This window comes from Streptomyces californicus, from assembly GCF_000717645.1.
GTDB lineage: Bacteria > Actinomycetota > Actinomycetes > Streptomycetales > Streptomycetaceae > Streptomyces > Streptomyces californicus.
On record NZ_JNZZ01000020.1, the window covers coordinates 49,781 to 74,536 of the forward strand.

Annotated in this window: 27 protein-coding genes, 1 tRNA gene and 1 riboswitch; of the genes, 19 read left to right on the plus strand and 9 right to left on the minus strand. The window is 71.0% G+C overall.

The annotated features are described in order from the left end of the window. Positions 1–39: 39 nt before the first annotated feature. Positions 40–708 carry an RDD family protein gene (locus IF19_RS0125850; RefSeq protein ID WP_030193178.1) on the plus strand — a complete coding sequence of 223 codons (669 nt, stop codon included), beginning with the start codon at positions 40–42 and terminating at the stop codon, positions 706–708. Positions 709–730: 22 nt separating this feature from the next. Here the strand turns inward: IF19_RS0125850 and IF19_RS0125855 are convergent, their stop codons facing one another. Further along, positions 731–1,045 (minus strand): hypothetical protein, encoded by a 315-nt coding sequence (locus IF19_RS0125855; RefSeq protein ID WP_030113238.1) that lies wholly within the window; start codon positions 1,043–1,045, stop codon positions 731–733. A gap of 415 nt (positions 1,046–1,460) precedes the next feature. Between IF19_RS0125855 and IF19_RS0125860 the strand changes: the two genes are divergently transcribed. After that, entirely contained in the window at positions 1,461–3,863 is a 2,403-nt protein-coding gene (locus IF19_RS0125860; RefSeq protein ID WP_030113237.1) for an immune inhibitor A domain-containing protein, read from the plus strand. Between the two features lie 124 nt (positions 3,864–3,987). After that, a complete protein-coding gene (locus IF19_RS0125865) occupies positions 3,988–4,428 on the plus strand; it encodes a hypothetical protein (RefSeq protein WP_030277209.1) in 441 nt (146 codons plus the stop codon). Between the two features lie 134 nt (positions 4,429–4,562). Here the strand turns inward: IF19_RS0125865 and IF19_RS0125870 are convergent, their stop codons facing one another. Continuing rightward, positions 4,563–5,159 carry an isochorismatase family protein gene (locus IF19_RS0125870; protein WP_030113235.1) on the minus strand — a complete coding sequence of 199 codons (597 nt, stop codon included), beginning with the start codon at positions 5,157–5,159 and terminating at the stop codon, positions 4,563–4,565. 306 nt (positions 5,160–5,465) lie between these two features. After that, complete coding sequence (locus tag IF19_RS0125875) at positions 5,466–6,794, minus strand: nicotinate phosphoribosyltransferase (protein WP_030277211.1); 1,329 nt, start codon at positions 6,792–6,794, stop codon at positions 5,466–5,468. 79 nt (positions 6,795–6,873) lie between these two features. Here IF19_RS0125875 and clpS point away from each other — a divergent pair, with 79 nt between their 5' ends. The 10 genes from clpS to IF19_RS0125920 all read left to right on the plus strand — a co-directional run bounded on the left by clpS (position 6,874) and on the right by IF19_RS0125920 (position 15,298). Next, complete coding sequence (gene clpS, locus IF19_RS0125880) at positions 6,874–7,191, plus strand: ATP-dependent Clp protease adapter ClpS (protein WP_030113232.1); 318 nt, start codon at positions 6,874–6,876, stop codon at positions 7,189–7,191. Positions 7,192–7,358: 167 nt separating this feature from the next. Then, the gene (locus IF19_RS0125885) at positions 7,359–7,970 is read left to right on the plus strand and encodes a DUF2017 domain-containing protein (RefSeq protein WP_030113231.1); all 612 of its coding nucleotides are present in this window, start codon (positions 7,359–7,361) and stop codon (positions 7,968–7,970) included. A 418-nt stretch (positions 7,971–8,388) separates the two neighbouring features. After that, positions 8,389–9,834 (plus strand): amino acid permease, encoded by a 1,446-nt coding sequence (locus tag IF19_RS0125890; RefSeq protein ID WP_030113230.1) that lies wholly within the window; start codon positions 8,389–8,391, stop codon positions 9,832–9,834. 240 nt (positions 9,835–10,074) lie between these two features. Next, positions 10,075–10,497, plus strand: coding sequence for a M67 family metallopeptidase (locus tag IF19_RS0125895; protein ID WP_030113229.1), 423 nt, complete (start codon positions 10,075–10,077; stop codon positions 10,495–10,497). Positions 10,498–10,513: 16 nt separating this feature from the next. Then, a riboswitch (cobalamin riboswitch) is annotated at positions 10,514–10,706 on the plus strand. A 39-nt stretch (positions 10,707–10,745) separates the two neighbouring features. Then, on the plus strand, positions 10,746–11,747 hold the full coding sequence (locus tag IF19_RS0125900; RefSeq protein WP_030277213.1) for an ABC transporter substrate-binding protein: 1,002 nt from the start codon (positions 10,746–10,748) through the stop codon (positions 11,745–11,747). Then, the gene (locus IF19_RS0125905) at positions 11,744–12,784 is read left to right on the plus strand and encodes a FecCD family ABC transporter permease (RefSeq protein WP_030113226.1); all 1,041 of its coding nucleotides are present in this window, start codon (positions 11,744–11,746) and stop codon (positions 12,782–12,784) included. Before IF19_RS0125900 ends, IF19_RS0125905 begins: the two co-directional genes overlap by 4 nt. A gap of 184 nt (positions 12,785–12,968) precedes the next feature. Beyond that, complete coding sequence (locus IF19_RS0125910; protein WP_030113225.1) at positions 12,969–13,766, plus strand: ABC transporter ATP-binding protein; 798 nt, start codon at positions 12,969–12,971, stop codon at positions 13,764–13,766. 69 nt (positions 13,767–13,835) lie between these two features. Continuing rightward, positions 13,836–13,949 (plus strand): putative leader peptide, encoded by a 114-nt coding sequence (locus tag IF19_RS1000000138840; RefSeq protein WP_317992288.1) that lies wholly within the window; start codon positions 13,836–13,838, stop codon positions 13,947–13,949. 111 nt (positions 13,950–14,060) lie between these two features. After that, positions 14,061–14,348 carry a MoaD/ThiS family protein gene (locus IF19_RS0125915; protein ID WP_030113224.1) on the plus strand — a complete coding sequence of 96 codons (288 nt, stop codon included), beginning with the start codon at positions 14,061–14,063 and terminating at the stop codon, positions 14,346–14,348. Further along, positions 14,348–15,298, plus strand: coding sequence for a PLP-dependent cysteine synthase family protein (locus IF19_RS0125920; protein ID WP_030113223.1), 951 nt, complete (start codon positions 14,348–14,350; stop codon positions 15,296–15,298). The genes IF19_RS0125915 and IF19_RS0125920 overlap by 1 nt, the downstream gene beginning before the upstream one ends. Before the next feature lie 171 nt (positions 15,299–15,469). Here the strand turns inward: IF19_RS0125920 and IF19_RS0125925 are convergent, their stop codons facing one another. Next, positions 15,470–15,991 (minus strand): type II toxin-antitoxin system PemK/MazF family toxin, encoded by a 522-nt coding sequence (locus IF19_RS0125925; protein WP_030113222.1) that lies wholly within the window; start codon positions 15,989–15,991, stop codon positions 15,470–15,472. A 249-nt stretch (positions 15,992–16,240) separates the two neighbouring features. Between IF19_RS0125925 and IF19_RS0125930 the strand changes: the two genes are divergently transcribed. Both IF19_RS0125930 and IF19_RS0125935 read left to right on the plus strand, forming a co-directional pair. Further along, positions 16,241–16,993: an MBL fold metallo-hydrolase gene (locus tag IF19_RS0125930; RefSeq protein WP_030113221.1), complete on the plus strand. Its 753-nt coding sequence runs from the start codon at positions 16,241–16,243 to the stop codon at positions 16,991–16,993. A gap of 43 nt (positions 16,994–17,036) precedes the next feature. Next, on the plus strand, positions 17,037–17,534 hold the full coding sequence (locus IF19_RS0125935; protein ID WP_030277215.1) for a GNAT family N-acetyltransferase: 498 nt from the start codon (positions 17,037–17,039) through the stop codon (positions 17,532–17,534). 148 nt (positions 17,535–17,682) lie between these two features. Here IF19_RS0125935 and IF19_RS0125940 read toward each other — a convergent pair whose 3' ends face one another. Next, positions 17,683–18,948 carry a PTS transporter subunit EIIC gene (locus IF19_RS0125940; RefSeq protein WP_030113218.1) on the minus strand — a complete coding sequence of 422 codons (1,266 nt, stop codon included), beginning with the start codon at positions 18,946–18,948 and terminating at the stop codon, positions 17,683–17,685. 282 nt (positions 18,949–19,230) lie between these two features. Continuing rightward, positions 19,231–20,493: a PTS transporter subunit EIIC gene (locus IF19_RS0125945; RefSeq protein ID WP_030113217.1), complete on the minus strand. Its 1,263-nt coding sequence runs from the start codon at positions 20,491–20,493 to the stop codon at positions 19,231–19,233. 220 nt (positions 20,494–20,713) lie between these two features. Between IF19_RS0125945 and IF19_RS0125950 the strand changes: the two genes are divergently transcribed. From IF19_RS0125950 to rdgB, 4 genes are all read left to right on the plus strand, one after another. Continuing rightward, the gene (locus IF19_RS0125950; RefSeq protein WP_003968866.1) at positions 20,714–20,947 is read left to right on the plus strand and encodes a PTS sugar transporter subunit IIB; all 234 of its coding nucleotides are present in this window, start codon (positions 20,714–20,716) and stop codon (positions 20,945–20,947) included. 228 nt (positions 20,948–21,175) lie between these two features. Next, positions 21,176–21,913 carry a ribonuclease PH gene (gene rph, locus IF19_RS0125955; RefSeq protein ID WP_030113216.1) on the plus strand — a complete coding sequence of 246 codons (738 nt, stop codon included), beginning with the start codon at positions 21,176–21,178 and terminating at the stop codon, positions 21,911–21,913. A 124-nt stretch (positions 21,914–22,037) separates the two neighbouring features. Further along, on the plus strand, positions 22,038–22,427 hold the full coding sequence (locus IF19_RS0125960; RefSeq protein WP_030113215.1) for a hypothetical protein: 390 nt from the start codon (positions 22,038–22,040) through the stop codon (positions 22,425–22,427). A gap of 90 nt (positions 22,428–22,517) precedes the next feature. Then, complete coding sequence (rdgB, locus tag IF19_RS0125965) at positions 22,518–23,120, plus strand: RdgB/HAM1 family non-canonical purine NTP pyrophosphatase (RefSeq protein ID WP_030113214.1); 603 nt, start codon at positions 22,518–22,520, stop codon at positions 23,118–23,120. A gap of 56 nt (positions 23,121–23,176) precedes the next feature. Here rdgB and IF19_RS0125970 read toward each other — a convergent pair. The 3 genes from IF19_RS0125970 to IF19_RS0125980 all read right to left on the minus strand — a co-directional run bounded on the left by IF19_RS0125970 (position 23,177) and on the right by IF19_RS0125980 (position 24,733). Continuing rightward, a tRNA-Leu gene (locus IF19_RS0125970) sits at positions 23,177–23,252 on the minus strand. Between the two features lie 12 nt (positions 23,253–23,264). Next, positions 23,265–24,101, minus strand: a complete 837-nt coding sequence (locus IF19_RS0125975) for an HNH endonuclease signature motif containing protein (protein WP_030113213.1) — start codon at positions 24,099–24,101, stop codon at positions 23,265–23,267. Next, positions 24,098–24,733, minus strand: coding sequence for an HNH endonuclease (locus tag IF19_RS0125980; protein ID WP_030113212.1), 636 nt, complete (start codon positions 24,731–24,733; stop codon positions 24,098–24,100). The genes IF19_RS0125975 and IF19_RS0125980 overlap by 4 nt, the downstream gene beginning before the upstream one ends. Positions 24,734–24,756 lie beyond the last annotated feature (23 nt).

Below are 24,756 nucleotides of genomic sequence, written 5' to 3' on the forward strand. Positions count from 1 at the left end.
GCCGTTGCGGGCCCCCGGGGTGCGGGATGCACTGCCCCCATGAGCAACGACCAGCCGACGCCCGGCCAGCCGCCCGAGGACGACGATCCGTTCCTCAAGAAGCCGCAGGAGCCCCCGCCGCCGTCCTCCGGTCAGCCGTACGGCAGCGCACCGCCCCCGCCCCCTCCGCCGCCCCCGCCGAACGACCCGTACGGCGGTGGCGGCGGCTTCGGCGCCCCCGATCCGCTGGCCGGGATGCCGCCGCTCGCGGAGCCGGGCAAGCGCATCCTGGCGCGGCTCATCGACTTCCTCGTCATCTCCATCCCGCTGTACCTGATCTCGCTGCCCTGGGGCGGCGCGGTCGACGTCAACGGGGACGGCGACGACGGCTTCGGGGACGCGGTCGCCAACGGGTACAGCGGGCACCAGCTCGTGTGGTCGCTCATCGGCCTGGTGGTGTACGTCGCCTATGACACCTACTTCACGCACAAGGACGGCCGCACGCTGGGCAAGCGGTTGCTGAAGATGCGGGTCGCGATGCTCAACGACGGCCGGGTGCCCGACACCGGGGCCGCGCTGATGCGGGCCGTCGTGCTGTGGGCTCCGGCGCTGCTCTGCTGCCCGTGCCTGTGGTGGCTGATCAACATCGTGCTGATGTTCACCGACAAACCCTACCGGCAGGGGTTGCAGGACAAGGCGGCCAAGACGGTCGTCGTCACCGTCCGCTGACGACCGCCCGGCGCCCGGCCGCTCAGCGGCGCAGCGAGTGCTCGTCGACCCGCGTCGGCGGGCGTCCCGCCGGGACCCGCTCCCGCACTCCGACGGGCCGCGGGGCGTGGCGCGTCGGGTCGGCGGTCCGACCGGACGTCCCCGCCCCGGCCTCCGCCGTCGCGGGGCGCGCGGCCGGCAGGCGCAGCGCCACCAGGAGGCCGAGGACCAGCGCGACCGCCCCGGCGGCGGCCACGGCGGCGACGGACTGGGCGCGGAACAGCAGCAGCAGGGCGAGCGTCGTGACGACGACGGTGGCCGAACCGTAGGCGAACTGTGCGGCAGTCGGACGCGGCATGGCGGGTTCCGTCCTCGGGACGTCGGATGGGCGGATCGGTCGGCACGATCGTGCGCACCGAACGACCCTACGACGGTGGGTGCCCGCCTCGGACCGGTAGTAAGCGTGACCTAACGCACGGTACCGGTGCACAGGGGGCGCACAGAGTCACGCCTCTCACCAACCGGACGGCGCGACGCGCCCGTTGGCACCGGTCCGGCGGCCGGATCCGGACGCCCGACGTTCCTTTACCGTTCCCATACCGTCCGCATACCGGAAATGCCCTCCGCATAGTGCACTTGGCCTGTTCAAGTCAAGGTCTGTCTTTTCTCTCATAACTCCGATCGAATGTCGTCACTTGTGACGCGTTGACGCGCGCGGCCCTCTTCACACCCCCCTGGCCGCAGCGCGGAACGCCCGGGGAGGACTGCTTCAAGTGACCAATCAGAGACGGGCGCTTCGCGCCGCCGCCGTTGTCGTGGCCATGGCCGCGAGCGCGGCGACGGCGTCGACCTTCGCCACCGCCCAGGCGCATGACAGCTCATCAGGTTCCGGTGTCTCCACCGTCGACCGCCGTGACCCGGCGCCGGCCAAGGGGCATGTGGAGCACAACCTGGAGGGCCCCTTCAGCGAGCAGCAGGCCGAGCAGCGCGAGGCCGCGCTGGAGCAGGTGCTGGCCGGGGACAAGAAGGTCGCGAACCGGAGCGGCTCCAAGGTCGTCAAGCTCGGCGACAAGAAGTACGTGGAGCTCGGCCGGGAGAAGACCGACAAGATCTTCACCATCCTGCTGGAGTTCGGCGACCAGGTCGACGACACCACGATGTTCGACCCGGACGGCGACGGCCCCAAGCCGCCCGTCAAGAAGTACGGCGGCGCCCCCGGCCCGGCGCACAACAAGATCGCCAAGCCGGACCCGAAGAAGGACAACAGCACCGCCTGGAAGTCCGACTACAACCAGAAGCACTTCCAGGAGCTGTACTTCGGCGAGGGCAAGGGCGTCCACTCGCTCAAGACCTACTACGAGAAGACCTCCTCGGGTCGCTACTCGGTCGAGGGCGAGGTCTCCGACTGGGTCAAGGTCCCCTACAACGAGGCCCGTTACGGCTCCAACTACTGCGGCCAGTCCAACTGCGCCAACGTGTGGGACGCGGTCCGCGACGGCGTGAACGCCTGGGTCGCCGACCAGAAGGCCAAGGGCCGCACCGACGCCCAGATCAAGGCGAACCTGGCCGAGTACGACCAGTGGGACCGCTACGACTTCGACGGCGACGGCAACTTCAACGAGCCCGACGGCTACATCGACCACTTCCAGCTGGTCCACGCCGGTGAGGACGAGTCCGCCGGCGGCGGCGCCGAGGGCACCAACGCCATCTGGGCGCACCGCTGGTACGCGTACGGCACCAACGCCGGTGCGACGGGCCCCGCGAACAACAAGGCCGGTGGCGCGCAGATCGGCGACACGGGCGTCTGGGTCGGCGACTACACCGTCCAGCCCGAGAACGGCGGACTGGGCGTCTTCGCCCACGAGTACGCCCACGACCTCGGTCTGCCGGACCTGTACGACACCTCCGGCGGCGGCGAGAACTCGGTCGGCTTCTGGTCCCTGATGTCGGCGGGCTCCTGGCTCGGCACCGGCAAGGGCGAGATCGGCAACCTGCCCGGCGACATGACCTCGTGGGACAAGCTCCAGCTCGGCTGGCTCGACTACGACAAGGCCAAGGCCGGCAAGACCTCGCTGCACAAGCTGGGCGTCTCGGAGTACAACACCAAGGACCCGCAGGCGCTCGTCGTCGAGCTGCCGAAGAAGGCCGTCACCACCACCGTCGTCAAGCCCGCCGAGGGTGCGAAGCAGTGGTGGAGCGACATGGGCGACGACCTGTCGAACACCCTGACGCGCGCGGTCGACCTCACCGGCAAGTCCAAGGCGACGCTGGACCTTTCGGGCTGGTACGACATCGAGGCCGACTACGACTACCTCTACACCGAGGTGTCGGACAACGGCGGCACGAGCTGGACCGCGCTCGACGGCACCGCCGACGGCAAGGCCCTCCCGCGTGACGCCAGCGACAAGCCGGCCCTGACCGGCGTCTCGGGCGCCCACCAGAAGCTCTCCTTCCCGCTGGACGCCTACGCGGGCAAGAAGATCGACCTCCGCTTCCGCTACCAGACGGACGGCGGCGCGGGCGGCAAGGGCTTCACGGCCGACGCCATCACCGTCACCGCCGACGGCGCCGCGCTCTTCTCGGACAACGCCGAGGGCGACGACAACGGCTGGACCGCCAAGGGCTTCTCGCGGATCGGTGAGTCCTTCACCCAGGACTACCCGCAGTACTACATCGCGGAGAACCGCCAGTACGTCTCCTACGACGAGACGCTGAAGGTCGGCCCGTACAACTTCGGCTTCTCCACCACCCGTCCGGACTGGGTCGAGCACTACGCCTACCAGAACGGTCTGCTGGTCTGGCTCTGGGACACCTCCCAGAAGGACAACAACACCTCGGTCCACCCCGGCCAGGGTCTGATCCTGCCGATCGACGCGCACGCCAAGCCGCTCAAGTGGAAGGACGGCTCGCTCCTGCGCAACAAGATCCAGCCGTTCGACGCCCCGTTCAGCTGGTACCCGAACAAGGGCTTCACGCTCCACAACGCGGACGTGCCGCTGTACATCAAGCCGACCCTGGGCAACCCGGTCTTCGACGACCGCAAGGGCACCTACTGGTACAAGGAGAACCCCACGGGCAGTGTCAAGGTTTCTGACACGAACACCCGCATCTCCATCGTCCACGAGCCGCTCGACGGCCGGACGATGAGCGTGCTGGTCAGCCCCTCGGGTCGCTGATCCGGTAAAACCGCAGGTCACAGCATGATCGGCCGTCGCCCCCTAGCGGGCGGCGGCCGATCGTGTTTAGGTGCGTCTTGTCCACATCCTTATTGACACGACGTCTCACGGGGGAGCGCGGAGCATGGCAGGCGGAGGTTTCTGCAGGTTGCCGAACGGCACGGTGGTGGTCGCCCTGACCCTCACCAGACCGGCCGACGGATCGGGCCCGTACGGCGGTACGGGAACGGCTCCCGGGGCCCCGGTACGGGTGCTCGTGCACGCGGCGAACCGGGCGCGCGCCCTGACCAGGCTGCGCAATCTGGGGCTGCGGGCGGTGTACCTGCGCGGCAACGACCGGCCGCCCACCCCGGACGAGGTCACGGCGGTGCTGCACCACCCGGACGGGCTGCTGTGGCGGGGCGCCCCGCAGGAGGGCCCGACCGCCGTTCCGCCGGGCGGCCCGGGGCCGCAAGGGGGCCAGGCGGCTCCCCAGGCGCTGCCGTCGTGCCAGGAGCTGTGGCGCCCGATCAGGGCGCTGCTGGGCCCCACCGGGTACGCCGGACCGGCCCGCCCGGCCGCTTAGGGCGCGTCCGGCGGAGCCGCCGGACCGCGACCGGCCCACGGCGCACCCGGCGGACCGCGACCGGCCCACGGCGCGCCCGGCGGATCAGGACCGGGCGGGCCGCGGCTCGGAGGGCCGTGCGGAGGCGTCCGCGGCTACTGCGGCGGCGGGAGCGCGGGGGTGCCGGAGAGCTTCACGCCGGCCGTCCGCAGCTCCGTGAGTGCGCGCTCGGTGGTGGCGCCGGACACTCCCGCGGTCAGGTCGAGCAGCACCTGGGTGACGAAGCCCTCGCGGGCCGCGTCCAGCGCGGTGGCCCGTACGCAGTGGTCGGTGGCGATGCCGACCACGTCGACCTCGGTGACCTCGCGGTCGCGCAGCCACTGGGCGAGGCCGATGTCGTTCTCGTCGGTGCCCTCGAATCCGCTGTACGCGGCCGAGTACGCCCCCTTGTCGAAGACCGTGTCGATCGCCCCGGAGGCGACGGCGGGGGCGAAGTTCGGGTGGAAGCCGACGCCCTCGGTCCCGGCGACGCAGTGCACCGGCCAGGAGTCCACGTAGTCCGGGGTGGCCGAGAAGTGGTCTCCCGGGTCGACGTGGTGGTCGCGGGTGGCCACCACGTGGTGGTAGGCGGGCTGGGCGGCGCCGATCAGGTCGGTGATGGCTGCGGCGACGTCGGCACCGCCCGCCACCGCGAGGCTGCCGCCCTCACAGAAGTCGTTCTGAACGTCCACGACGATCAAGGCGCGGTGCATGGCGGGTGTCCTTCGGTGGGGGCGGGAGCGGGGCGGGGACGGTGGGCGGGGATGGTTGACGGGCGGGGTGTTCGAGGCTTTCGCGGGTTCGAGCCTAGGCACTGAAACGTCACAATCAAGCCCGTCCGCGAAACCGCCGGTTCCGGGCCCGGCCGGTCCGGAGACGTGTTTCCGGCCGCATCGACCGGAAACGTGCCGTATCACGCGTACGCGGTCGGAACCGGGCCGAGCCGGGCGGTGGCCGCGCACGACCGGAGCCGGGCGCGCTCGTGGGGGACCGGGCGCGTGCGGCCCGGTCCCCGCCGGTCAGGCGTACTCGGTCGGGATCACCGGCTCGCCGCGCGACAGCTGGATCGCCGACATCGGCAGCGTCGCGCGCGCGGCCACGTGCCGGTCCCGGACCGCGTCCAGCGGCTCCCGGGCGACGACCTCGCCGTCCCGCACCAGCTCCACCAGCAGTTGCCGGTCCGCCAGCGCCTCAGGGACCGGTCCGGTGCCGATCACCTCGGCCTCGGCGACGCCGTGCCCGTCGACCCGGCGGGCGGCCCACTTGCGGCCGCCCTTCGACGCCTTCGCGCCGAGCGACTTCTTGGCCACCGGGACCAGCGGGGCGTCCGGCTCCCCCGAGCCGGCGCGGGCCACCAGCTTGTAGACCATCGAGCAGGTGGGGTGGCCGCTCCCGGTGACGAGCTGGGTGCCCACCCCGTACGCGTCCACCGGCGCGGCGGCCAGTGAGGCGATGGCGTACTCGTCCAGGTCCGAGGTCACCACGATCTTCGTGCCCGTCGCCCCCAGCTCGTCGAGCTGCTGGCGGACCCGGTGCGCGACCAGGAGCAGGTCCCCGGAGTCGATCCGTACGGCGCCCAGCTCGGGGCCCGCGATCTCGACGGCCGCCCGGACCGCCTCGGTCACGTCGTACGTGTCGACCAGCAGCGTCGTGCCCCGGCCCAGCGAGTCCACCTGGGCCCGGAACGCGTCGCGCTCGGTGTCGTGCAGCAGTGTGAAGGCGTGGGCGCTCGTGCCGACCGTCGGGATCGCCCAGCGGAATCCGGCCGCCAGGTCGGAGGTGGCGTCGAAGCCGCCGACGTACGCCGCGCGGGCCGAGGCCACCGCCGACAGCTCGTGGGTGCGGCGCGCGCCCATCTCGATCAGCCGGCGGCCTCCGGCGGCGGCCGACATCCGTGAGGCGGCCGCGGCGATCGCCGAGTCGTGGTTGAGGATCGAGAGGATCACCGTCTCCAGCAGCACGCACTCGGCGAAGGACCCCTCCACCCGCAGGATCGGGGAGCCGGGGAAGTAGACCTCGCCCTCCGGGTAGCCCCAGATGTCGCCGCGGAAGCGGTAGCCGGCCAGCCATTCGAGGGTCGGCTCGTCCACGATCTCCTGCTGGCGCAGGAAGCCGATCATCTCGTCGTCGAAGTGGAAGTTCTCCACCGCGTCCAGCACCCGGCCGGTGCCGGCGACGACGCCGTAGCGCCGCCCCTCGGGCAGCCGGCGCGTGAACGCCTCGAAGACGGAGTGCCGGTCGGCGGTGCCGGCCTTGAGGGCCGCCTGCACCATGGTCAGCTCGTACTGGTCGGTGAAGAGCGCGGTCGACGGAACGCCGACCCGTCGCCCGAGGTCCGCTGTGTTCATGGCTGGGATGCTACCCCCTATTCGTCAAAGTGACGAGATGTGGGGTCCGTTTGTGCGCGGGGGCCGCCCGGGTGGCAGCATGGGTCAGGTGAGCGTTGCTACTCCGCTGGAGATCGAACGACCTGATTCCGCCGAGGAGGCCTTCCAGGTCCCCGAGCCGGACGTCCCGTGGGTGACGCTCGTCCACAACGACCCGGTCAACCTCATGAGCTACGTGACCTATGTCTTCCAGGCCTACTTCGGCTACTCGAAGGACAAGGCCCAGCGGCTCATGATGGACGTGCACCACAAGGGCCGCGCCGTCGTCTCCAGCGGAAGCCGCGAGGAGATGGAGCGCGACGTCCAGGCCATGCACGGCTACGGACTGTGGGCCACCCTCACCCAGGACCGCGACTAGCCGACCCGGCCGACGTGCGGGCGGGCGGGCGTCGCGTCCCGGCGCCCCCGCCCGCACCGCCCGGCCCGTACCGTCTCCGTCGTCCGTACGGCGACTGCCCGTACCGCCCTGCCCGCACCATCCGTCGTACTGCCCCCCGCCCCGTTCGACCCACCATCGGAGAACCCATGGCCGGCCATTTCGAGGCCACCCCAGGCGGCGGCGCGGCCGTCGCGCTCGACGAGGTCGAGATCTCCATCCTGCGCTCCCTCGCCGTCCAGCTCCTGGAGCTGATCGGCCCCGGCGACCAGCCCGCCGAGGACGCGGACCCGCTCGCCGCCCTCTTCGCCGAGGGGCCCAGCAAACCGCCGTGCGATCCGGCGCTCGCCCGCCTCTTCCCCGACGCCTACGGGGGGCCCGGCGAGCCCGCCGAGGGCGGGAAGCCGGAGGAGGAGCTGCGCGAGTTCTCCTCCGAGTTCCGCCGCTTCACCGAGATGGACCTGCGCTCCGGTAAGCGCGAGGACGCCCTCACCGTCGTCCGCACCCTGGACGCGCTCTCCCCGGTCGGCGACGGCGGCGCCGTGCTCACCCTCACCGCCGACGAGGCCCTGAGGTGGCTGCGCACCCTCAACGACCTGCGGCTGACCATCGGCACCCGGCTGGAGGTGTCCGACGAGGACCAGGGCGAGGAGGGCTCGCTCTACCGCCTCCCCGACAGCGATCCGCGCAAGCCCATGGTGATGGCCTACCTCTGGCTCGGCGCACTCCAGGAGACGCTCGTCGAGACCCTGATGCCGTAAGGGCTGTCCCGCAGGGCGCGTCCGGCGGATTCCGGGCGCGTTCCGACCGGGTTCGCGACGCCTTTTCCGTAGGCGGCCTCCGTTGGCACCGGGCCGCCCGTCACGTCGTGGCGGGCGGCCTTCGTTCGCTCAACGGACGCTCAGATCCGGGTAACGATCGCACCAAGTCATTCGGACTATTCGTCCCCCGCAGAGCCTCTTGCCCGCTTTTCCCTGTGGTGTGCGCCACAGAATGCCCCATGATGTCCCATGACGGCCGTGATAAATCTTCACGACCACCCGGGGGACGCCACCCCTGTTTCCCGGGGGCGCTACACACCGGCCGAACGCCGGTCGCACTCCATCCATATCCGGGGGGATCAGGACCTGATCCGCAGCCTTGTACGGCGCGGATCGGCGTGGAGAAAGGCGCACCACCATGACATCGGCGCACGTCGACGAGGGACAGGCCGACAAGGGGCGGCCCGGCGAGCATGCCGGGGACGCCGGGGCCGAGGGATACCAGCGTGGTCTCGGAGCCCGCCAGATCCAGATGATCGCCATCGGCGGAGCCATCGGGACCGGGCTCTTCCTCGGCGCGGGCAAGGCCATCGACCGGGCCGGACCCAGCCTCATCCTGGCCTACGTCATCGCGGGCCTGGTCATCTTCTTCATCATGCGGGCCCTGGGCGAACTTCTCATGTACCGCCCGGTCTCCGGTTCCTTCTCGGAGTACGCCCGGGAATTCATCAGCCCGTTCTTCGGATTCGTCACCGGCTGGACCTACTGGCTGTTCTGGGTCGTCACCGGAATCACCGAAGTCACTGCCGCCGCCACCTATATGACGTACTGGTGGGATATTCCGCAGTGGCTCTCCGCCCTGGTGTTCACCGTCATTCTCTACGGCGCCAACCTGATCTCCGTGAAGCTCTTCGGTGAGCTGGAGTTCTGGTTCTCCATGGTCAAGGTCACCGCCATCCTCGGCATGATCCTGATCTGCGCGGGCGTCCTCACCGTCGGATTCTCCGACGCCGGCGACACCGCGACCGTCTCCAACCTCTGGAACGACGGCGGATTCTTCCCCAACGGCATCACCGGCACCCTCATGACGCTCCAGATCGTCATGTTCGCCTTCCTCGCCGTGGAACTCGTCGGCGTCACCGCCGGTGAGTCCAAGGACCCCAAGACCGTGCTGCCCAAGGCCATCAACACCGTGCCGTGGCGCATCGCCGTCTTCTACGTCGGCGCGCTGATCATGATCCTCTCGGTCGTGCCGTGGTCCACCTTCAAGCCCGGCGTCTCCCCGTTCGTGAAGGCGTTCGAGGAGATGGGGCTCGGCATCGGCGCCGCCATCGTCAACTTCGTCGTCCTCACCGCCGCGCTCTCCTCCTGCAACTCCGGCATGTACTCGACCGGGCGCATGCTCCGCGACCTCGCCCTCAACGGCCAGGGCCCCCGCGCCTTCACCAAGCTGACGAAGAACGGCCTGCCGCTGGTCGGCACCACCTTCTCCGCCGCGCTGATGCTCGTCGGCGTCTGGATCAACTACCAGTGGCCCGGCGACGCCTTCACCTACGTCGTCTCCTTCGCGACCATCTCCGGCATGTGGGCCTGGATCATGATCCTGATCAGCCAGATCCGCTACCGCCGCATGGCCGACGCCGGGATGCTCCCGCAGTCCTCGTTCCGGGCCCCGGGCGCCCCGTACACGAGCTGGTTCGCGCTGCTGTTCATCGGCATGGTCATCGTGATGATGGCGATCGACGCGGACGCCAGGATCTCGCTCTACTGCGCACCGCTGTGGGCGCTCGTCCTGTTCGTCTCCTACCGCGTCCTCCAGGCCCGCACCCCGGACGCCGGGAAGACCCCCGCCGACACCCGCTGACTCCGGCCCGGGGCCGCCCCACCGGCCCCGGCCATGCGGCCACCCTGAGGACCGGAACCCATCGGCCCCCAGGACCGGACACCCCCACCGACCCCGAGGGCGGGCCCCACACCGCCCCCTCCCCGGACCGCCCCGGCTGCCCCAAAGGCCGACGGTTGTCCAGCATGCGGGCCCCCGCGTACCACGCACCGGTACGCGGGGGCCCGCTCCCCGATTCCCGGTCGGTCTTATCCTGGCGCCATGCTGACCATCACCCAGGCGCTCCACGACCAGATCGTCGCCCACTCCCGCGCCGACCACCCCGACGAGGCGTGCGGAGTGGTCGCGGGCCCGGCCGGGACCGACCGCCCCGAGCGCTTCATCCCGATGCTCAACGCCGCCCGCTCGCCCACGTTCTACGAGTTCGACTCCGCCGACCTCCTCAAGCTCTACCGCGAGATGGACGACCGCGACGAGGAGCCCGTGATCGTCTACCACTCGCACACCGCCACCGAGGCGTACCCCTCCCGCACCGACGTCACGTACGCGAACGAGCCCGGCGCCCACTACGTCCTGGTCTCCACCGCCGACACCGACGACGCGGGCCCCTTCCAGTTCCGCTCGTACCGCATCGTGGACGGCGTGATCACGGAGGAAGACGTGCAGGTCGTCGAGGCGTACTGAGCCCGGCCGCCCCACGAAGCCGCCCCACGGGTCTGGCACACTGCACCCCAGAACCCGACACAAGAGGCGACGGGAACCAGGAAGCCGGTGCGAATCCGGCACGGTCCCGCCACTGTGACCGGGCCCCTCCCCGCGCGGACGACCCCCAGGGCGACGCCGCACCGGAAGGGGCCCGGAAGCCAGGAACTGGCCCGACGCCTTCTCCGCATCGACCAGGGGACGCGGAAATCCCCCGGAGAGGCCCCGCCATGTCCCGGCGCACCCCCGCGCTCATAGCCGCCGCCGTGCTGCTCCCGCTCGCCCTCACCGCCTGCTCCTCCGCCGAGAGCACCGACGCCGGGCCCGAAGCCGCCGCCAAGAGCGACGGCTTCCCGTACACCGTCAAGAACTGCGGTGTCACCACCACGTACAAGGCCCCGCCGAAGCGCGTGGTCACCATGAACCAGCACGTCACCGAGATCATGCTGGAACTGGGCCTGACCAAGTCCCTCGTCGGCACCGCCTACCTCGACGACAAGGTCCTCCCGAAGTACGCGAAGGACTACGCCTCCGTCCCCGTCCTCGCCAAGGAGTACCCCTCCTACGAGCAGGTCCTCGCCGCCAACCCCGACTTCGTCTACGGCGGCTACGGCAGCGCCTTCACCGCCGCCGACGGCCGCGGCCGCGACGCGTTCGGGAAGGCCGGCATCGAGACCCGCCTCAACACCGAGAGCTGCACCAAGGGCGACCAGCCCATGGACACCCTCTACGACGAGATCCGCGAGGTCGGCCGCACCTTCGGCGTCCCCGACCGCGCCGAAGCCTGGGTCAAGCAGGCCGAGGCCGACAACGCCGCCACCGCGAAGAAGCTGGCCGGCGTCAAGCCCGTCTCCGTCTTCGTCTACGACAGCGGCGACAAGACCGCCTTCACCGCCGGCGGCGAGGGCATCGGCAACGAACTGATCGAACGCGCCGGCGGCACCAACGTCTTCGCCGACCTCGACAAGCCCTTCGGCGACGCCTCCTGGGAGAACGTCGTCGCCCGCAAGCCCGAGGTCATCGTGATCTACGACTACGGCGCCACCACCGTCGAGCAGAAGAAGAAGCGCCTCCTCACCGACCCCGCCCTCGCGGACGTCCCGGCCATCAAGAACAAGCGCTTCGCCGTCATGCCGCTCTCCGACGCGGTCCTCGGCGTCCGCGTCCCCGCCGCCGTCGAGAAGCTCGCGGCCCAGCTCCACCCGGCGGGCGAGGCGGCCTCCGCCTCGTGACCTGCCGCGCCTCCGCACCGCGGCGGCCGCTCGGCTACGCGCTGGTGCTCGGCGTGCTCGCCGTGCTCCTCGGCGCCGCCGTGCTCGCCGCCCTCGCCCTCGGCTCCGTCCGCATCCCGCCCGGCCAGGTGATCGACATCCTGACCGGGCGGGCGGAGGCGAGCCCGTTCCGCACGATCGTCCTGGACGTCCGGCTGCCCCGGGTCCTCCTCGGCATCGTCGTCGGCGCCGGACTGGCCGTCATCGGCACCGTTCTCCAGGCCCTCGTCCGCAACCAGCTCGCCGACCCCTTCCTCCTCGGCGTCTCCTCCGGGGCCTCCACCGGCGCGGTCCTCGTCATCGTCCTCGGCATCGGCGCCACCCTCGCCACCACCGTCACCATCCCCGCCGCCGCCTTCGCCGGGGCACTGCTCTCCCTGCTCCTCGTCTACACCCTGGCGCGCGGCGGAGGCGGCCTCACCACCAACCGGCTCGTCCTCGCCGGAGTCGCCGTCTCCTACGTCCTCTCCGCCCTGACCAGCCTCATCCTGGTCACCTCCGCCCGCGCCGACCACCTCCAGGAAGTCCTCTACTGGACCCTCGGCGGCCTCGGCGCGGCCCGCTGGGACATGCTCGCCCTCCCCGCGATCACCCTGGTCGCCGGCACCGCCGTCCTCCTCACCCTGGCCCGCCCGCTCGACCTGCTCCTGGTGGGGGAGGAGGGCGCGACCGTCCTCGGCCTCGACACCGCCCGCTTCCGCGCCGCCGTCTTCGTCCTCGCCTCCCTGATGACCGGGGCGCTCGTCGCGTACAGCGGGGCGATCGGATTCGTCGGGCTGATGGTCCCGCACATGGCCCGGATGGTCGTCGGCGCCGCCCACCGCGCCCTGCTCCCCGTCGTCGCCCTCGGCGGCGCGGTGTTCCTGGTCCTCGCCGACCTGGCCGCCCGGACCGTCGCCGCCCCGCAGGACATCCCGGTCGGCGTCCTCACCGCGCTGACCGGCGGCCCCTTCTTCCTGTGGATGCTGCGCCGCAGGCCGGAAGGTGCACCGGCATGAGGTCCGCGCCGAGCAGCACCGGGACCGGACCCGCGCCGAGCAGCACCCGCATGAGACCCGCGCCGAGCAGCGCCGTTCCGAGCACCGGGACCGGGCCCGCCGGAAGGAGCGCGGGCCCGATCCCCGTACGCCCCCGCCGGGGGAGCACCGGCACGACGACGCCACGCCCCGAGGGAGCCCGCCCGTGACCACCCTGCGCACCGAAGGACTCTCGTACGGGACCGGCGAGGGCCGCCACCTCGTCAACGCCGTCGACCTCACCGCGGCGGACGGCGAGACCGTCGGCCTCGTCGGCCCCAACGGCAGCGGCAAGACCACGCTCCTGCGCTGCGTCTACGGCACCCTGCGCCCCACCCACGGCCGCGTCCTCCTCGACGGCGACGACCTCGCCGCCCTCCCCGTGAAGGCCCGCGCCCAGCGCGTCGCCACCGTCCCCCAGGACGGCCAGGCCGGATTCGAACTCACCGTCGGCCAGGTCGTCGCGATGGGCCGCGCCCCGCACAAACGGTTCTGGGAGGCGGACACCGCCGCCGACGCCGCCCTGGTCGACGACGCCCTCGCCCGGGTCGGGATCGCCGCGCTCGCGCCCCGTACCTTCGCCTCGCTCTCCGGCGGCGAACGCCAGCGGGCCCTCGTCGCCCGCGCCCTGGTCCAGCAGCCCTCGCTGGTCGTCCTCGACGAACCGACCAACCACCTCGACATCCGCTACCAGTTGGAGATCCTCTCCCTCATTCGCGGACTGGGCACCACCAACCTCCTCGCCCTGCACGACCTCAATCTCGCCGCCTACTACTGCGACCGCCTCTACGTCCTCAAGGACGGCGCCGTCGTCGCGTCCGGCGCCCCGGAGAAGGTCCTCACTGCCGAGCTGCTGCGCGAGGTGTACGGGGTCGCCGCCGAGGTCAGCACCCACCCGGTGACCGGCGCGCCCACCGTCGTCTACCTCCCGGAGGGGACGCACAGCCCCATCCTGTCCACATAGCGGTCGCTCACCATCCACCATGTGGGATCACACTCGGGTTTCCGCACAGGGAATCGATACGATGCCCGCATGGTTCCCCATGACGTGAGCATCAAGACGCCGGGCACGCTGCTCGTCGCGCGGCTGCACGTCGACCTGTGCAGGCTGTCCAGCGCGATCTGTCGCACCCCAGCCCGCCCGTGAGCCGCCCGGCCTGAGCCGCGGTCCGCGCGCCCACCCACCGCACCACCCCCCGCGCGGGGGGCAGAAACGCGCGCCCCACGCCACTCCACGCTTTCGACAGGAGCCCACGCCATGGCCATCGAGGTCCGCATCCCGACCATCCTCCGCACCTACACCGACGGCGCGAAGGCCGTCGAAGGCAACGGGGACACCCTCGCCGACCTCTTCGCCGACCTGGAGAGCCGCCACACCGGCATCCGTGAGCGACTCATCGACAGCGCGAACGGCGACCAGCTCCGCCGCTTCGTGAACGTCTACCTCAACGACGAGGACGTCCGCTTCCTCGACGGCATCTCCACCAAGCTCAGCGACGGCGACAACGTCACGATCCTCCCCGCCGTCGCCGGCGGCATGCGCTGATGCGGTACGACTCCCCGCTGGCGGCCGTGGGGAACACCCCCCTCGTCCGCCTCCCGCGGCTGTCCCCGTCCGAGGACGTCCGCATCTGGGCCAAGCTGGAGGACCGCAACCCCACCGGCTCCGTCAAGGACCGCCCCGCGCTCCACATGGTCGAACAGGCCGAGAAGGACGGCCGGCTCACCCCCGGCTGCACCATCCTGGAGCCCACCAGCGGCAACACCGGCATCTCGCTCGCCATGGCGGCCAAGCTCAAGGGCTACCGCATCGTGTGCGTCATGCCGGAGAACACCTCCCAGGAACGGCGCGACCTGCTCGCCATGTGGGGAGCCGAGATCATCTCCTCCCCGGCCGCCGGCGGCTCCAACACCGCGGTCCGCGTCGCCAAGGAGCTCAGCGCGGAACACCCGGACTGGGTGATGCTCTACCAGTACGGCAACCCGGACAACGCGGGCGCCCACTACGCCACCACCGGACCGGAGATCCTCACCGACCTCCCCTCCATCACCCACTTCGTGGCGGGCCTCGGCACCACCGGCACCCTCATGGGCGTCGGCCGCTACCTCCGCGAGAACCGCCCCGGCATCCGGATCGTCGCCGCCGAACCCCGCTACGACGACCTGGTCTACGGCCTGCGCAACCTCGACGAGGGCTTCGTCCCCGAGCTGTACGACGCCTCCGTCCTCACCACCCGCTTCTCCGTGGGCTCCGCCGACGCGGTCACCCGCACCCGCGAACTCCTCCAGCAGGAAGGCATCTTCGCGGGAGTCTCCACCGGCGCCGCCCTCCACGCGGCGATCGGCGTCGGCAAGAAGGCCGTCAAGGCGGGGGAGAGCGCCGACATCGTCTTCGTCGTCGCGGACGGCGGCTGGAAGTACCTCTCCACCGGCGTCTACACCGCTCCGACCACGGAAGCCGCCATCGAGACCCTCCAGGGCCAGCTCTGGGCGTAGGCCCCGAGGGCGGTGCCCCGACCGGGGCCGCGACGCCTGCCACGGCACTTCCGGGCGGGTGAGGGGCGAGGCCCGGCCCCGGGTGCCGTCCCTCACCCGGGCCCGTGCCCCGCCCGTCTCACCCCGGCCCCGGGTCCCGCCCGTCTCACCCGGCCCCGGGTCCCGCCCGCCTCACCCCGCGCCCAGCCCCCGCACCCGCTCCCACAGCGCCGCGTCCACCGTGCCCACCCGCCGCCGGAACGCGGCCAGCCGCACCTCCCGCAGCTCGTCCGTCTCCAGGAAGCTCTGCCGCCCCTGCCGGTCCCCGACCGTCCCCGCGGGCAGCGCGATCACCCCGGGCCGCTCCTCGTGATGCTTGCTGGTGATCTTCGCGACCAGCACCGTACCGCCCCGGCCCCGCCCCCGTACCGAGAGCACCAGGCACGGCCGGTCCTTCGACCCCGGCCCGTCCTCGTACGGCACATCGGCCCACCACACCTCACCCGCCCGCGGCGCACGCCCGTCCCCGCGCCCCGCCGGACCCGACGGCCGGGACGAAGGCCGCGACGGCCGCGACGGAGGCCGGGTACGGGACGCCCCCGCCGGCCGGCGCGACCGCGGACCCCGGTCCGAGCGCCCCCGCCCGTCCACCACCGCCGCCACGAGCGCGAGCAGGACCACGGCGACCAGCGCCACCCACCAGAACGTGTTCATCCCCCGACCGTACCGGTGGCCGGAACACGCACACCCGGACGGACGCGCCGGACCCCGCCGTGGACGCGCTTCCATCGAACCGGTGACAGAGCAGGTGAGTTCCCCCACAACGGAGGGCAGCGGAGGAGCGACGCGGAGTTTCGCGCCTTACGCTCGACGAACCGCAGAAACAATCCCGCAGGAATTCCACGTGGCTCCGGCGGAACCGCACGAACCCTCCCGTTCCCGCGCCCCGGAGGTTCACGCTCCATGAAGCTCACCGTCGTCGGCTGCTCCGGCTCGTTCCCCTCCAAGGGTTCGGCTTGTTCGAGCTACCTCGTAGAGGCCGACGGCTTCCGGCTGCTCCTCGACATGGGCAACGGCGCCCTCGGCGAGCTGCAGCGCCACGTCGGTCTCTACGACCTCGACGCGATCTTCCTCAGCCATCTCCACGCCGACCACTGCATCGACATGTGCGCGTACTTCGTCGTGCGCTACTACCCGCACGGCGGCGGCCGCCCCCGCCCCCTCCCGGTCTACGGCCCCGAGGGCACCGAGCAGCGCCTGACCGCCGCCCACGGCGACACCCCCTCCGACCGGGCGATGAGCGAGGTCTTCGACTTCCACACCCTCAAGGCGGCGACGTTCGAGATCGGCCCCTTCGCCGTCCGGACCGAGAAGCTCTGCCACCCCGTCGACACCTTCGGCATCCGGATCGAGCACGGCGGCTCCTCCCTCACCTACTCCGGCGACACGGGAACCTGCGAGGCGCTGGAGGACCTGGCCCGGGACACCGACCTCTTCCTCTGCGAGGCGTCGTTCGTCGACGGCAAGGAGGACATCCCCGACCTGCACCTCAACGGCCGCGAGGCCGGCGAGGCGGCGGCCCGCGCCGGAGCGCGCCGGCTCGTCCTCACCCACATCCCGCCGTGGACGGACGCCGACCGCAACGCCGCCGACGCCCGCGCGGCCTACCCTGGCCCGGTGGAACTCGCCGTCCCCGGCGCGGTGTACGAGCTCTGAGACCCGGCCGCCGAACGCGCGGCCGCCCTGCGAGACTGCCGGGATGATCACGATCAGACCCGCCCGGGAAGCCGACCTCGACGGCTTCCTCACCCTGGCCTCCGAGGTCGAGCACTGGTTCGGGCCGATGGTCCACGAGCCGGGTTTCCACCGGGCGGTACGCGCCCACATCCGTGACGGGGCGGCCCTGGTGGCCGAGGCCGCCGACCCCGCGACAGCCGCGGAGCCCGGCCTGGCGGGCGGCCTGCTGTTCGGGCCCGAGCCGCCGACGTACCACGTCCACTGGCTCGTCACCGCCGCCCGCCTCCGGGGCGCCGGCGTGGGCCGCCTGCTGATGGCGGAGGCGCTGCGCCGGTACGTCACCGGGCCCGGCACCGTCGAGGTGATCACCTTCGGGCCCGACCACCCGGGCGCCGTGGAGAGCGGCGCCCGCGTCTTCTACGAGCGGCTCGGCTTCCGCCCCGGCGAACCCGCCGACCCGGGACCGGAGGGCGGCTCCCGCCAGCTCTACCGCCTCGACGTGCCCGTACGGCGGGGATGACCCGAGCCGCACACGGGTGAGGGCACACGGGCGTACGGAGGCGAGCCCGCGCGGCCGCACCCGAACGGCCCGGGAAACGCCGGAGCCCCCGCACCCGGGCGACATCCTCGGGTGCGGGGGCTCCGGCGTACCGGCAGCGGGCGGAGGCTTACTTCGCCTCGGCCTTGCGGAGCTCGGCCATCTCCTCGTCCGACTCCCGGCCCGGGGTCGGCAGGTTGAACTTGGTGATCGCGAAGCGGAAGACCACGTAGTAGACGGCCGCGAAGCAGAGACCGACCAGGACCAGCAGCCACGGCTTCGACGCGATGCCGAGGTTCAGCAGGAAGTCGACCAGACCGGCCGAGAACCCGAACCCGTCCTTCATGCCGAGCGCCCAGGTCAGGGCCATCGAGACACCGGTCAGCACCGCGTGGATCGCGTACAGCACCGGGGCGACGAACATGAACGTGAACTCGATCGGCTCGGTCACACCGGTGACGAACGAGGTCAGCGCGAGGGAGAACATCATGCCGCCGACGACCTTGCGGCGCTCCGGGCGGGCACAGTGGACGATCGCGAGGCAGGCCGCCGGAAGCGCGAACATCATGATCGGGAAGAAGCCGGTCATGAACTGCCCGGCGGTCGGGTCGCCCTCCAGGAAGCGGGCGATGTCACCGTTCTTGCCGTTGTACTCGCCCGCCTGGAACCACGGGAAGGAGTTCAGCAGGTGGTGCATGCCGACCGGGATCAGCGCACGGTTGGCGACACCGAAGATGCCCGCGCCCACCGCGCCCGAGCCGACCAGCCACTCACCGAAGTTGTGCAGACCGGAGCCGAGGACCGGCCAGATCAGACCGAAGACGATGCCGATGACGAGACCCGCGAAGGCGGACAGGATCGGGACCAGGCGGCGGCCGCTGAAGAAGCCCGCCCAGTCGGGCAGCTTGGTGCGGTAGAACTTCTGGTAGAGCAGGGCCACCACGAGGCCCATCACGACACCGCCGAGGACCTTGGCGTCCACCGGCGCCTCGGTCATGACGATCTTGCCGTCGATGACCTTGGCGACCTTGTCCAGGTTCGGGTCCGTGAAGGTGGCCAGCACGTTCTTGAAGACCAGGTAACCGGTGACGGCGGCGAGGGCGGTCGAGCCGTCCGACTTCTTCGCGTAACCGATCGCGATGCCGACGGCGAACAGCAGCGCCATGTTGTCGAGGAGCGCGTTGCCGCCCGCGGACATGTAGCCGGCGAGCTTCGTGATGAAGGTCGGGAACGAGTCGCGGCCCAGCATGTCGTCGTTGCCGAGGCGGACCAGGAGGGCGGCGGCCGGCAGCACGGCGACCGGCAGCATCAGGCTGCGGCCGATGCGCTGCATGACGGCCATCGCGCCGGCGCCCTTCTTCTTCTCGGCCGCGGGTGCGGTCTCAGCCGTGGTCATCAACTTCCTCCATGGGGGCACGGTGCCGCCCAGGTCGTTGATGAAGGGAGGCGGCGACTCGACAGACGGCGGCAGAGAGCCGTGGTCTGGACCACTCAGTGGTGTAGACCAGTTTTAGCACGGTGAGGGTTAGATAAGGAACCTGCAATTCTCGCTTTGATTCGCAGTAGCAGATCCGGCACGTTCGGTGACACGGCGAAGGCCCCCGGACCAGGTGGTCCGGGGGCCTTCGGCGGGCCGAGGGGCGGTGGGCTCCAAGCCCCGCCGCCCTGCGCTCCGACGCTACTTCGTCAGATCCTTCTCCATCTCCTTCTCGATCTCCTCCGGTTCGCGCCCCGGTGTCTTGAGGTCGAACTTGGTGATCGCGAAGCGGAAGATCACGTAGTAGACGACGGCGAAGCACGCGCCGATCGGGATGATCAGCCACGGTTTCGTGTCCAGATGCCAGTTCACGACGTAGTCGATCAGCCCCGCCGAGAAGCTGAACCCCGCGTGCACCCCCAGCAGCCAGGTGATGCCCATCGACGCACCCGTGAGCACCGCGTGCACGCCGTACAGCAGCGGCGCGACGAACATGAACGAGAACTCCAGCGGCTCGGTCACCCCCGTCACGAACGAGGTCAGCGCCACCGACGCCATCAGCCCCGCCACCTCCTTGCGCCGCTCGGGCCGCGCGCAGTGCGTGATGGCGAGGGCGGCGGCGGGCAGGCCGAACATCATGATCGGGAAGAAGCCCGAGGTGAACTGGCCCGCCGTCGGGTCCTCGGCGAAGAACCGGGAGATGTCCCCCTGCACCGTCTTGCCGTCCGCCCCGGTGAACTCGCCCGCCTGGAACCAGAAGAACGTGTTCAGGAACTGGTGCATGCCGATCGGGATCAGCAGCCGGTTGGCGAAGCCGAAGATCGCCGCGCCCCACGAGCCGAGGTCGATCAACTGCTTGGAGAACCAGGTCAGCCCGTCGCCCACCGGCTGCCACAGCAGCCCGAACAGGGTGCCGAGGATGACGCAGAGGAACGCCATCAGGATCGGCACCAGCCGCCGGCCGTTGAAGAAGCCGAGCCAGTCGACCAGCTTGGTCCGGTGGTAGCGCTGCCACACGACGGCCGTCAGCAGGCCGATCAGGATGCCGCCGAGCACGCCCGGGTTCTGCGGCTCGCCGTCCGGCAGCTCGTCGGTCACCGTGCCGTCGATCGGGAAGGCCGTCAGCACCCCCCGGTAGACCAGGAAGCCGACGACGGCCGCCAGCGCGGTGGAGCCGTCGGCCTTCTTCGCGAACCCGATCGCCACCCCGATGCAGAACAGCAGGGGCAGGCCCAGCTCGCCGTCGAGGATCGCGCCGCCGCCGTTGAGCAGAACCTTGGAGGTCTTCTCCCAGAAGGCGCCGTTCAGATAGGAGTCGAAGAGATTGCCGAGGCTGACGAGCAGACCGGCGGCGGGGAGGACGGCCACCGGGAGCTGGAGGCTCCGCCCGACCTTCTGCAGGCCCTGGACCGGTCCGTTCCACCATTTCTGCCGCGGTGCGGCCGCAGCGGCGCTCGAACTCATGGGCGTCCTCCCGGAACACTTCACGTTTGGCGGTCGTTGCAAACTGGTGTAGACCAGTTGCGTCACGGTCCGGAGTCCGTACCGGAAGGCAGGGCACCGGTGATCGTCATCTTTCGGGATCGTCCGGTTACCCGCCCGCGAAGTTGGGCCAACCGTGCGTTACCGTGACGAAACGGACCCGCAGCGGGCGGCCGTCTGCGCGTGAAACAGGGAGAAGGACATGGCCACCAAGGCTGAGAAGATCGTCGCCGGGCTCGGCGGCATCGACAACATCGACGAGATCGAAGGCTGCATCACCCGCCTCCGCACCGAGGTCCACGACCCCGAGAAGGTCGACGAAGCCGCCCTCAAGGCCGCCGGCGCCCACGGCGTCGTCAAGATGGGCACCGCGATCCAGGTCGTCATCGGCACCGACGCCGACCCCATCGCCGCCGACATCGAAGACATGATGTGACCGGCTGACCCCCGCCGGACCCCACGGGCCCCGACCTCCCCCCACGGAGGCCGGGGCCCGCGCCGTACCCCCTCTAGGGAGACCGGGGCTCCTGCCGTACCCCCTCTACGGAGGCCGGGGCCCGCGCCGTACCCACCAGCACGGCCCCACCACCACGTCCCCGCCCACGGCGACCCAGCCCGGCGCACCCGAACGGAGCCACCCCCGCCAACGGATAAAGTCGCCCCCATGTCTCGCATCGACGGCCGCACCCCCGACCGGCTCCGCCCCGTCACCATCGAACGCAACTGGAGCAAGCACGCCGAAGGCTCCGTCCTCATCGCCTTCGGCGACACCAAAGTCCTCTGCACCGCCTCCGTCACCGAAGGCGTCCCCCGCTGGCGTAAGGGCAGCGGCGAAGGCTGGGTCACCGCCGAGTACTCCATGCTCCCCCGCTCCACCAACACCCGCGGCGACCGCGAAGCCGTACGCGGCAAGATCGGCGGCCGCACCCACGAGATCAGCCGCCTGATCGGCCGCTCCCTGCGCGCCGTCATCGACTACAAGGCCCTCGGCGAGAACACCGTCGTCCTGGACTGCGACGTCCTCCAGGCCGACGGAGGCACCCGTACGGCCGCCATCACCGGCGCCTACGTCGCCCTCGCCGACGCCGTCGCCTGGGCCCAGGGCAAGAAGATCGTCAAGGCCGGCCGCAAGCCGCTCACCGACACCGTCGCCGCCGTCAGCGTCGGCATCGTCGACGGCACCCCCCTCCTCGACCTCTGCTACGAGGAGGACGTCCGCGCCGAGACCGACATGAACGTCGTCTGCACCGGCGACGGCCGCTTCGTCGAGGTCCAGGGCACCGCCGAGGGCGCCCCCTTCGACCGCACCGAACTCGGCGCGCTCCTCGACCTCGCCACCGCCGGCTGCGTCGACCTCGCCGCACTCCAGCGCGAAGCGCTCGCGAGCACGCGGGACGCGTAGCGACGCACCCCTCCCGGGTAAAGAAGCAACCACATACGCACCGCACAGCGTCGTTACGAGCACGGGCGTACGGGTCGAACCGTACGCCCGTCCACGTACGCGACCCCCGGGGAGGGACCGCACCATGGCCTCGCGCCGCCACCAACGCCTCGCACTCGCCACCGCCGCCGCCCTGCTGACGCTCACCACCGCCGCGGGCTGCGCCGGCCTCGACAAGGCACTCGACTGCGTCCGCACCGCCGACGCCATCGCCACCAGCGTCAACAACCTCCAGCAGGCCGTCTCCAACGCCTCCGAGGACATCACCCAGGCGTCCGAGTCCCTCGACGAGATCGACCGCGAGCTGAAGAAGCTCGACGACACCACGGACAACGCCGACCTCTCCCAAGCCGTCGACGACCTCCAGGCGGGCGTCACCGAGGTCCGCAGGTCCATCGAGGCCGGCGACGCCACCCCCGACATCACCCCGGTGACGGACGCGGCCACGGAGATCGGCAAGGTCTGCAGCCCGTAGCCCCGGGAGAGAAGTGGGGGCCGGGGCCCCCGCCCGGCGCGGGCGGAGGACCGTGCCGGGAAGGCCGCCGGGCCCGGCGATAATCGCCCCATGAAGCGCCTGATCCTCGCCACCCGCAACGCCGGGAAAATCACCGAACTCCACGCCATCCTCGCCGACGCGGGACTCGACCTCGACCTCGTCGGCGCGGACGCGTACCCCGACATCCCCGACGTCAAGGAGACCGGCGTCACCTTCGCCGAGAACGCGCTCCTCAAGGCCCACGCCCTGGCCCGCGCCACCGGCCACCCCGCCGTCGCCGACGACTCCGGCCTCTGCGTGGACGTCCTGGGCGGCGCCCCCGGCATCTTCTCGGCCCGCTGGTCCGGCACCCACGGCGACGACGAGGCCAATCTGAACCTGCTCCTGGCCCAGCTCGGCGACATCGACACCCCGCACCGCGGCGCCTGGTTCGCCTGCGCCGCCGCCCTGGCCCTCCCCGACGGCACGGAACGCGTGGTCGAGGGCCGCCTCAACGGCACCCTCCGCCACACCCCGTCGGGTACCCACGGCTTCGGCTACGACCCGATCCTCCAGCCCGAGGACGAGACCCGCACCTGCGCGGAACTGACCCCCGCGGAGAAGAACGCGATCAGCCACCGCGGCAAGGCGTTCCGGGCGCTGGTGCCGGTGGTGCGGGAGTTGGTGGGGTGACACGAGCGAGAGCGGCTGCTCTCTTCGTTTCGAAGGGAGCAGCCGCTCTCGACCTGTGGGCCCGGTGGGACTCGAACCCACGACACACCGGACCTAAACCGGCGCCCTCTTGGCCAGCTGGGGTACGGACCCGCGTGCCCCACTCTACTGTGCGAGGTGGCGGCGATTCGAGAAGGTTTGCGTCTGGCTGTGGCATGAGGGACACAGGTAACGGAGGTTCTCCCGGCGGTTGTCGAGCCGGTCGCCGTTGATGTGGTCGATCTCCAGGACGAGCCGCCTGCCGTGCCAGGTGTCTCCGGTACCGCACGTCACGCAGACATGCGGAACCCCGAGATCGTCCAGGGCCCGTCGCAGCCGAGCCGTCTTCGCCCGAGGAGTTCCGGGGGCCAGGCGACGGAGTGTCTCCGCCGCGGACCTGCGGTTCGGTGAGCGCGTTCCGCGACTGTGCCCCTGTCCGGTGAAGTGCTCCACGGACAAGCCGTAGGCATCGATGTCCCGCTTCACCCGGGCGCGAGCGGCGTTGTTCTTGTCGCTCAGGCCCAGGGCTCTCAAGACACCGGCCAGGCTGTGGGACGCGGCGACCGCCCGCGACAGGTCGGCGCGTGGAGTCGAGGGAGTTCCGTACCGGCGGCCACTGGTGAAGTGGGAGGTGTCGATGCCGAGCCGGTCCATCCTTTTGCGCAGGTAGCCGTAAGGGCTGTCGGTCGGCGGAAGGCCCAGGTACGTGAACATCTCCCGGATGCTCTGCGACCGGGCGGCGGCTTCGGCGAGGAGTTCACGCGGGTAGGCGCGTCGCGCTCGCGGAGGGAGGTCTTCGTCCACGAAGTGGGACGTGTCGACTCCGTAGTGCGCGAGCCGCGACCGGACGTAGCGCAGGGATCGGCTGCCCAAGGGGGCGCCGAGGCGGCGCAGGAGATCCACGAGGCTGCCCGATTCCGAGGCCGCGCGCGCCAGCAGGTCTCGTGGGTAGGCGGCGCTCACGCCGCGCTCCCGCGCTTGCGGCCACGGTAGGTGTCGGTCGCCGCATGGCAGTTGTGACAGAGAAGGCGCAGATTCTCCGGACGGTTGTCCCACCAGTCGCCGTTGACGTGGTCCACTTCGAGCCGGAGCGGCTGCCCCATCCACTCCCCGGTGTTGCCGCATCCGTCGCACTTGTCCTCGACACCCCTGCGTACGAGCTCTCTGCGGAGCCGTTCGCCGGGGACTCTGCCGTCCGCGGGAGTACGGAGAGCCAGGCGGTCGACGGCCGGGCCCGAGGCCCTTCGGCTGCCGAGCGACCCCGTGGTGAAGTGTGAGGTGTCGATGCCCAGAGCGCTGATGCGGCGGCTGATGTGGGCGTGGTTGCCGCCCACCGGGCTGATGCCCAACCTCCGTACGACCTCGGCGACACTTGTGGAGCATGCGACCAACTCGCGCAGTCTCTCTTCCGTGTGGCGTACTGACAGGTCGGCGAAGTGCGTGATGTCCACGCCCGCCTCGGACATCTTCTTGCGCAGATAGCTCCGACTGCCCGGTGTCGGTTTCCCGCCGCACCACAGCACGGCCTCGGTGGAGTTCGTCGTCATGCGCGCCGCTTCCTCCAGCAGCTCGCGCGTGTAGCGAACCGTCCCCATGCCCCCTCCGATCCCCGCCGCGC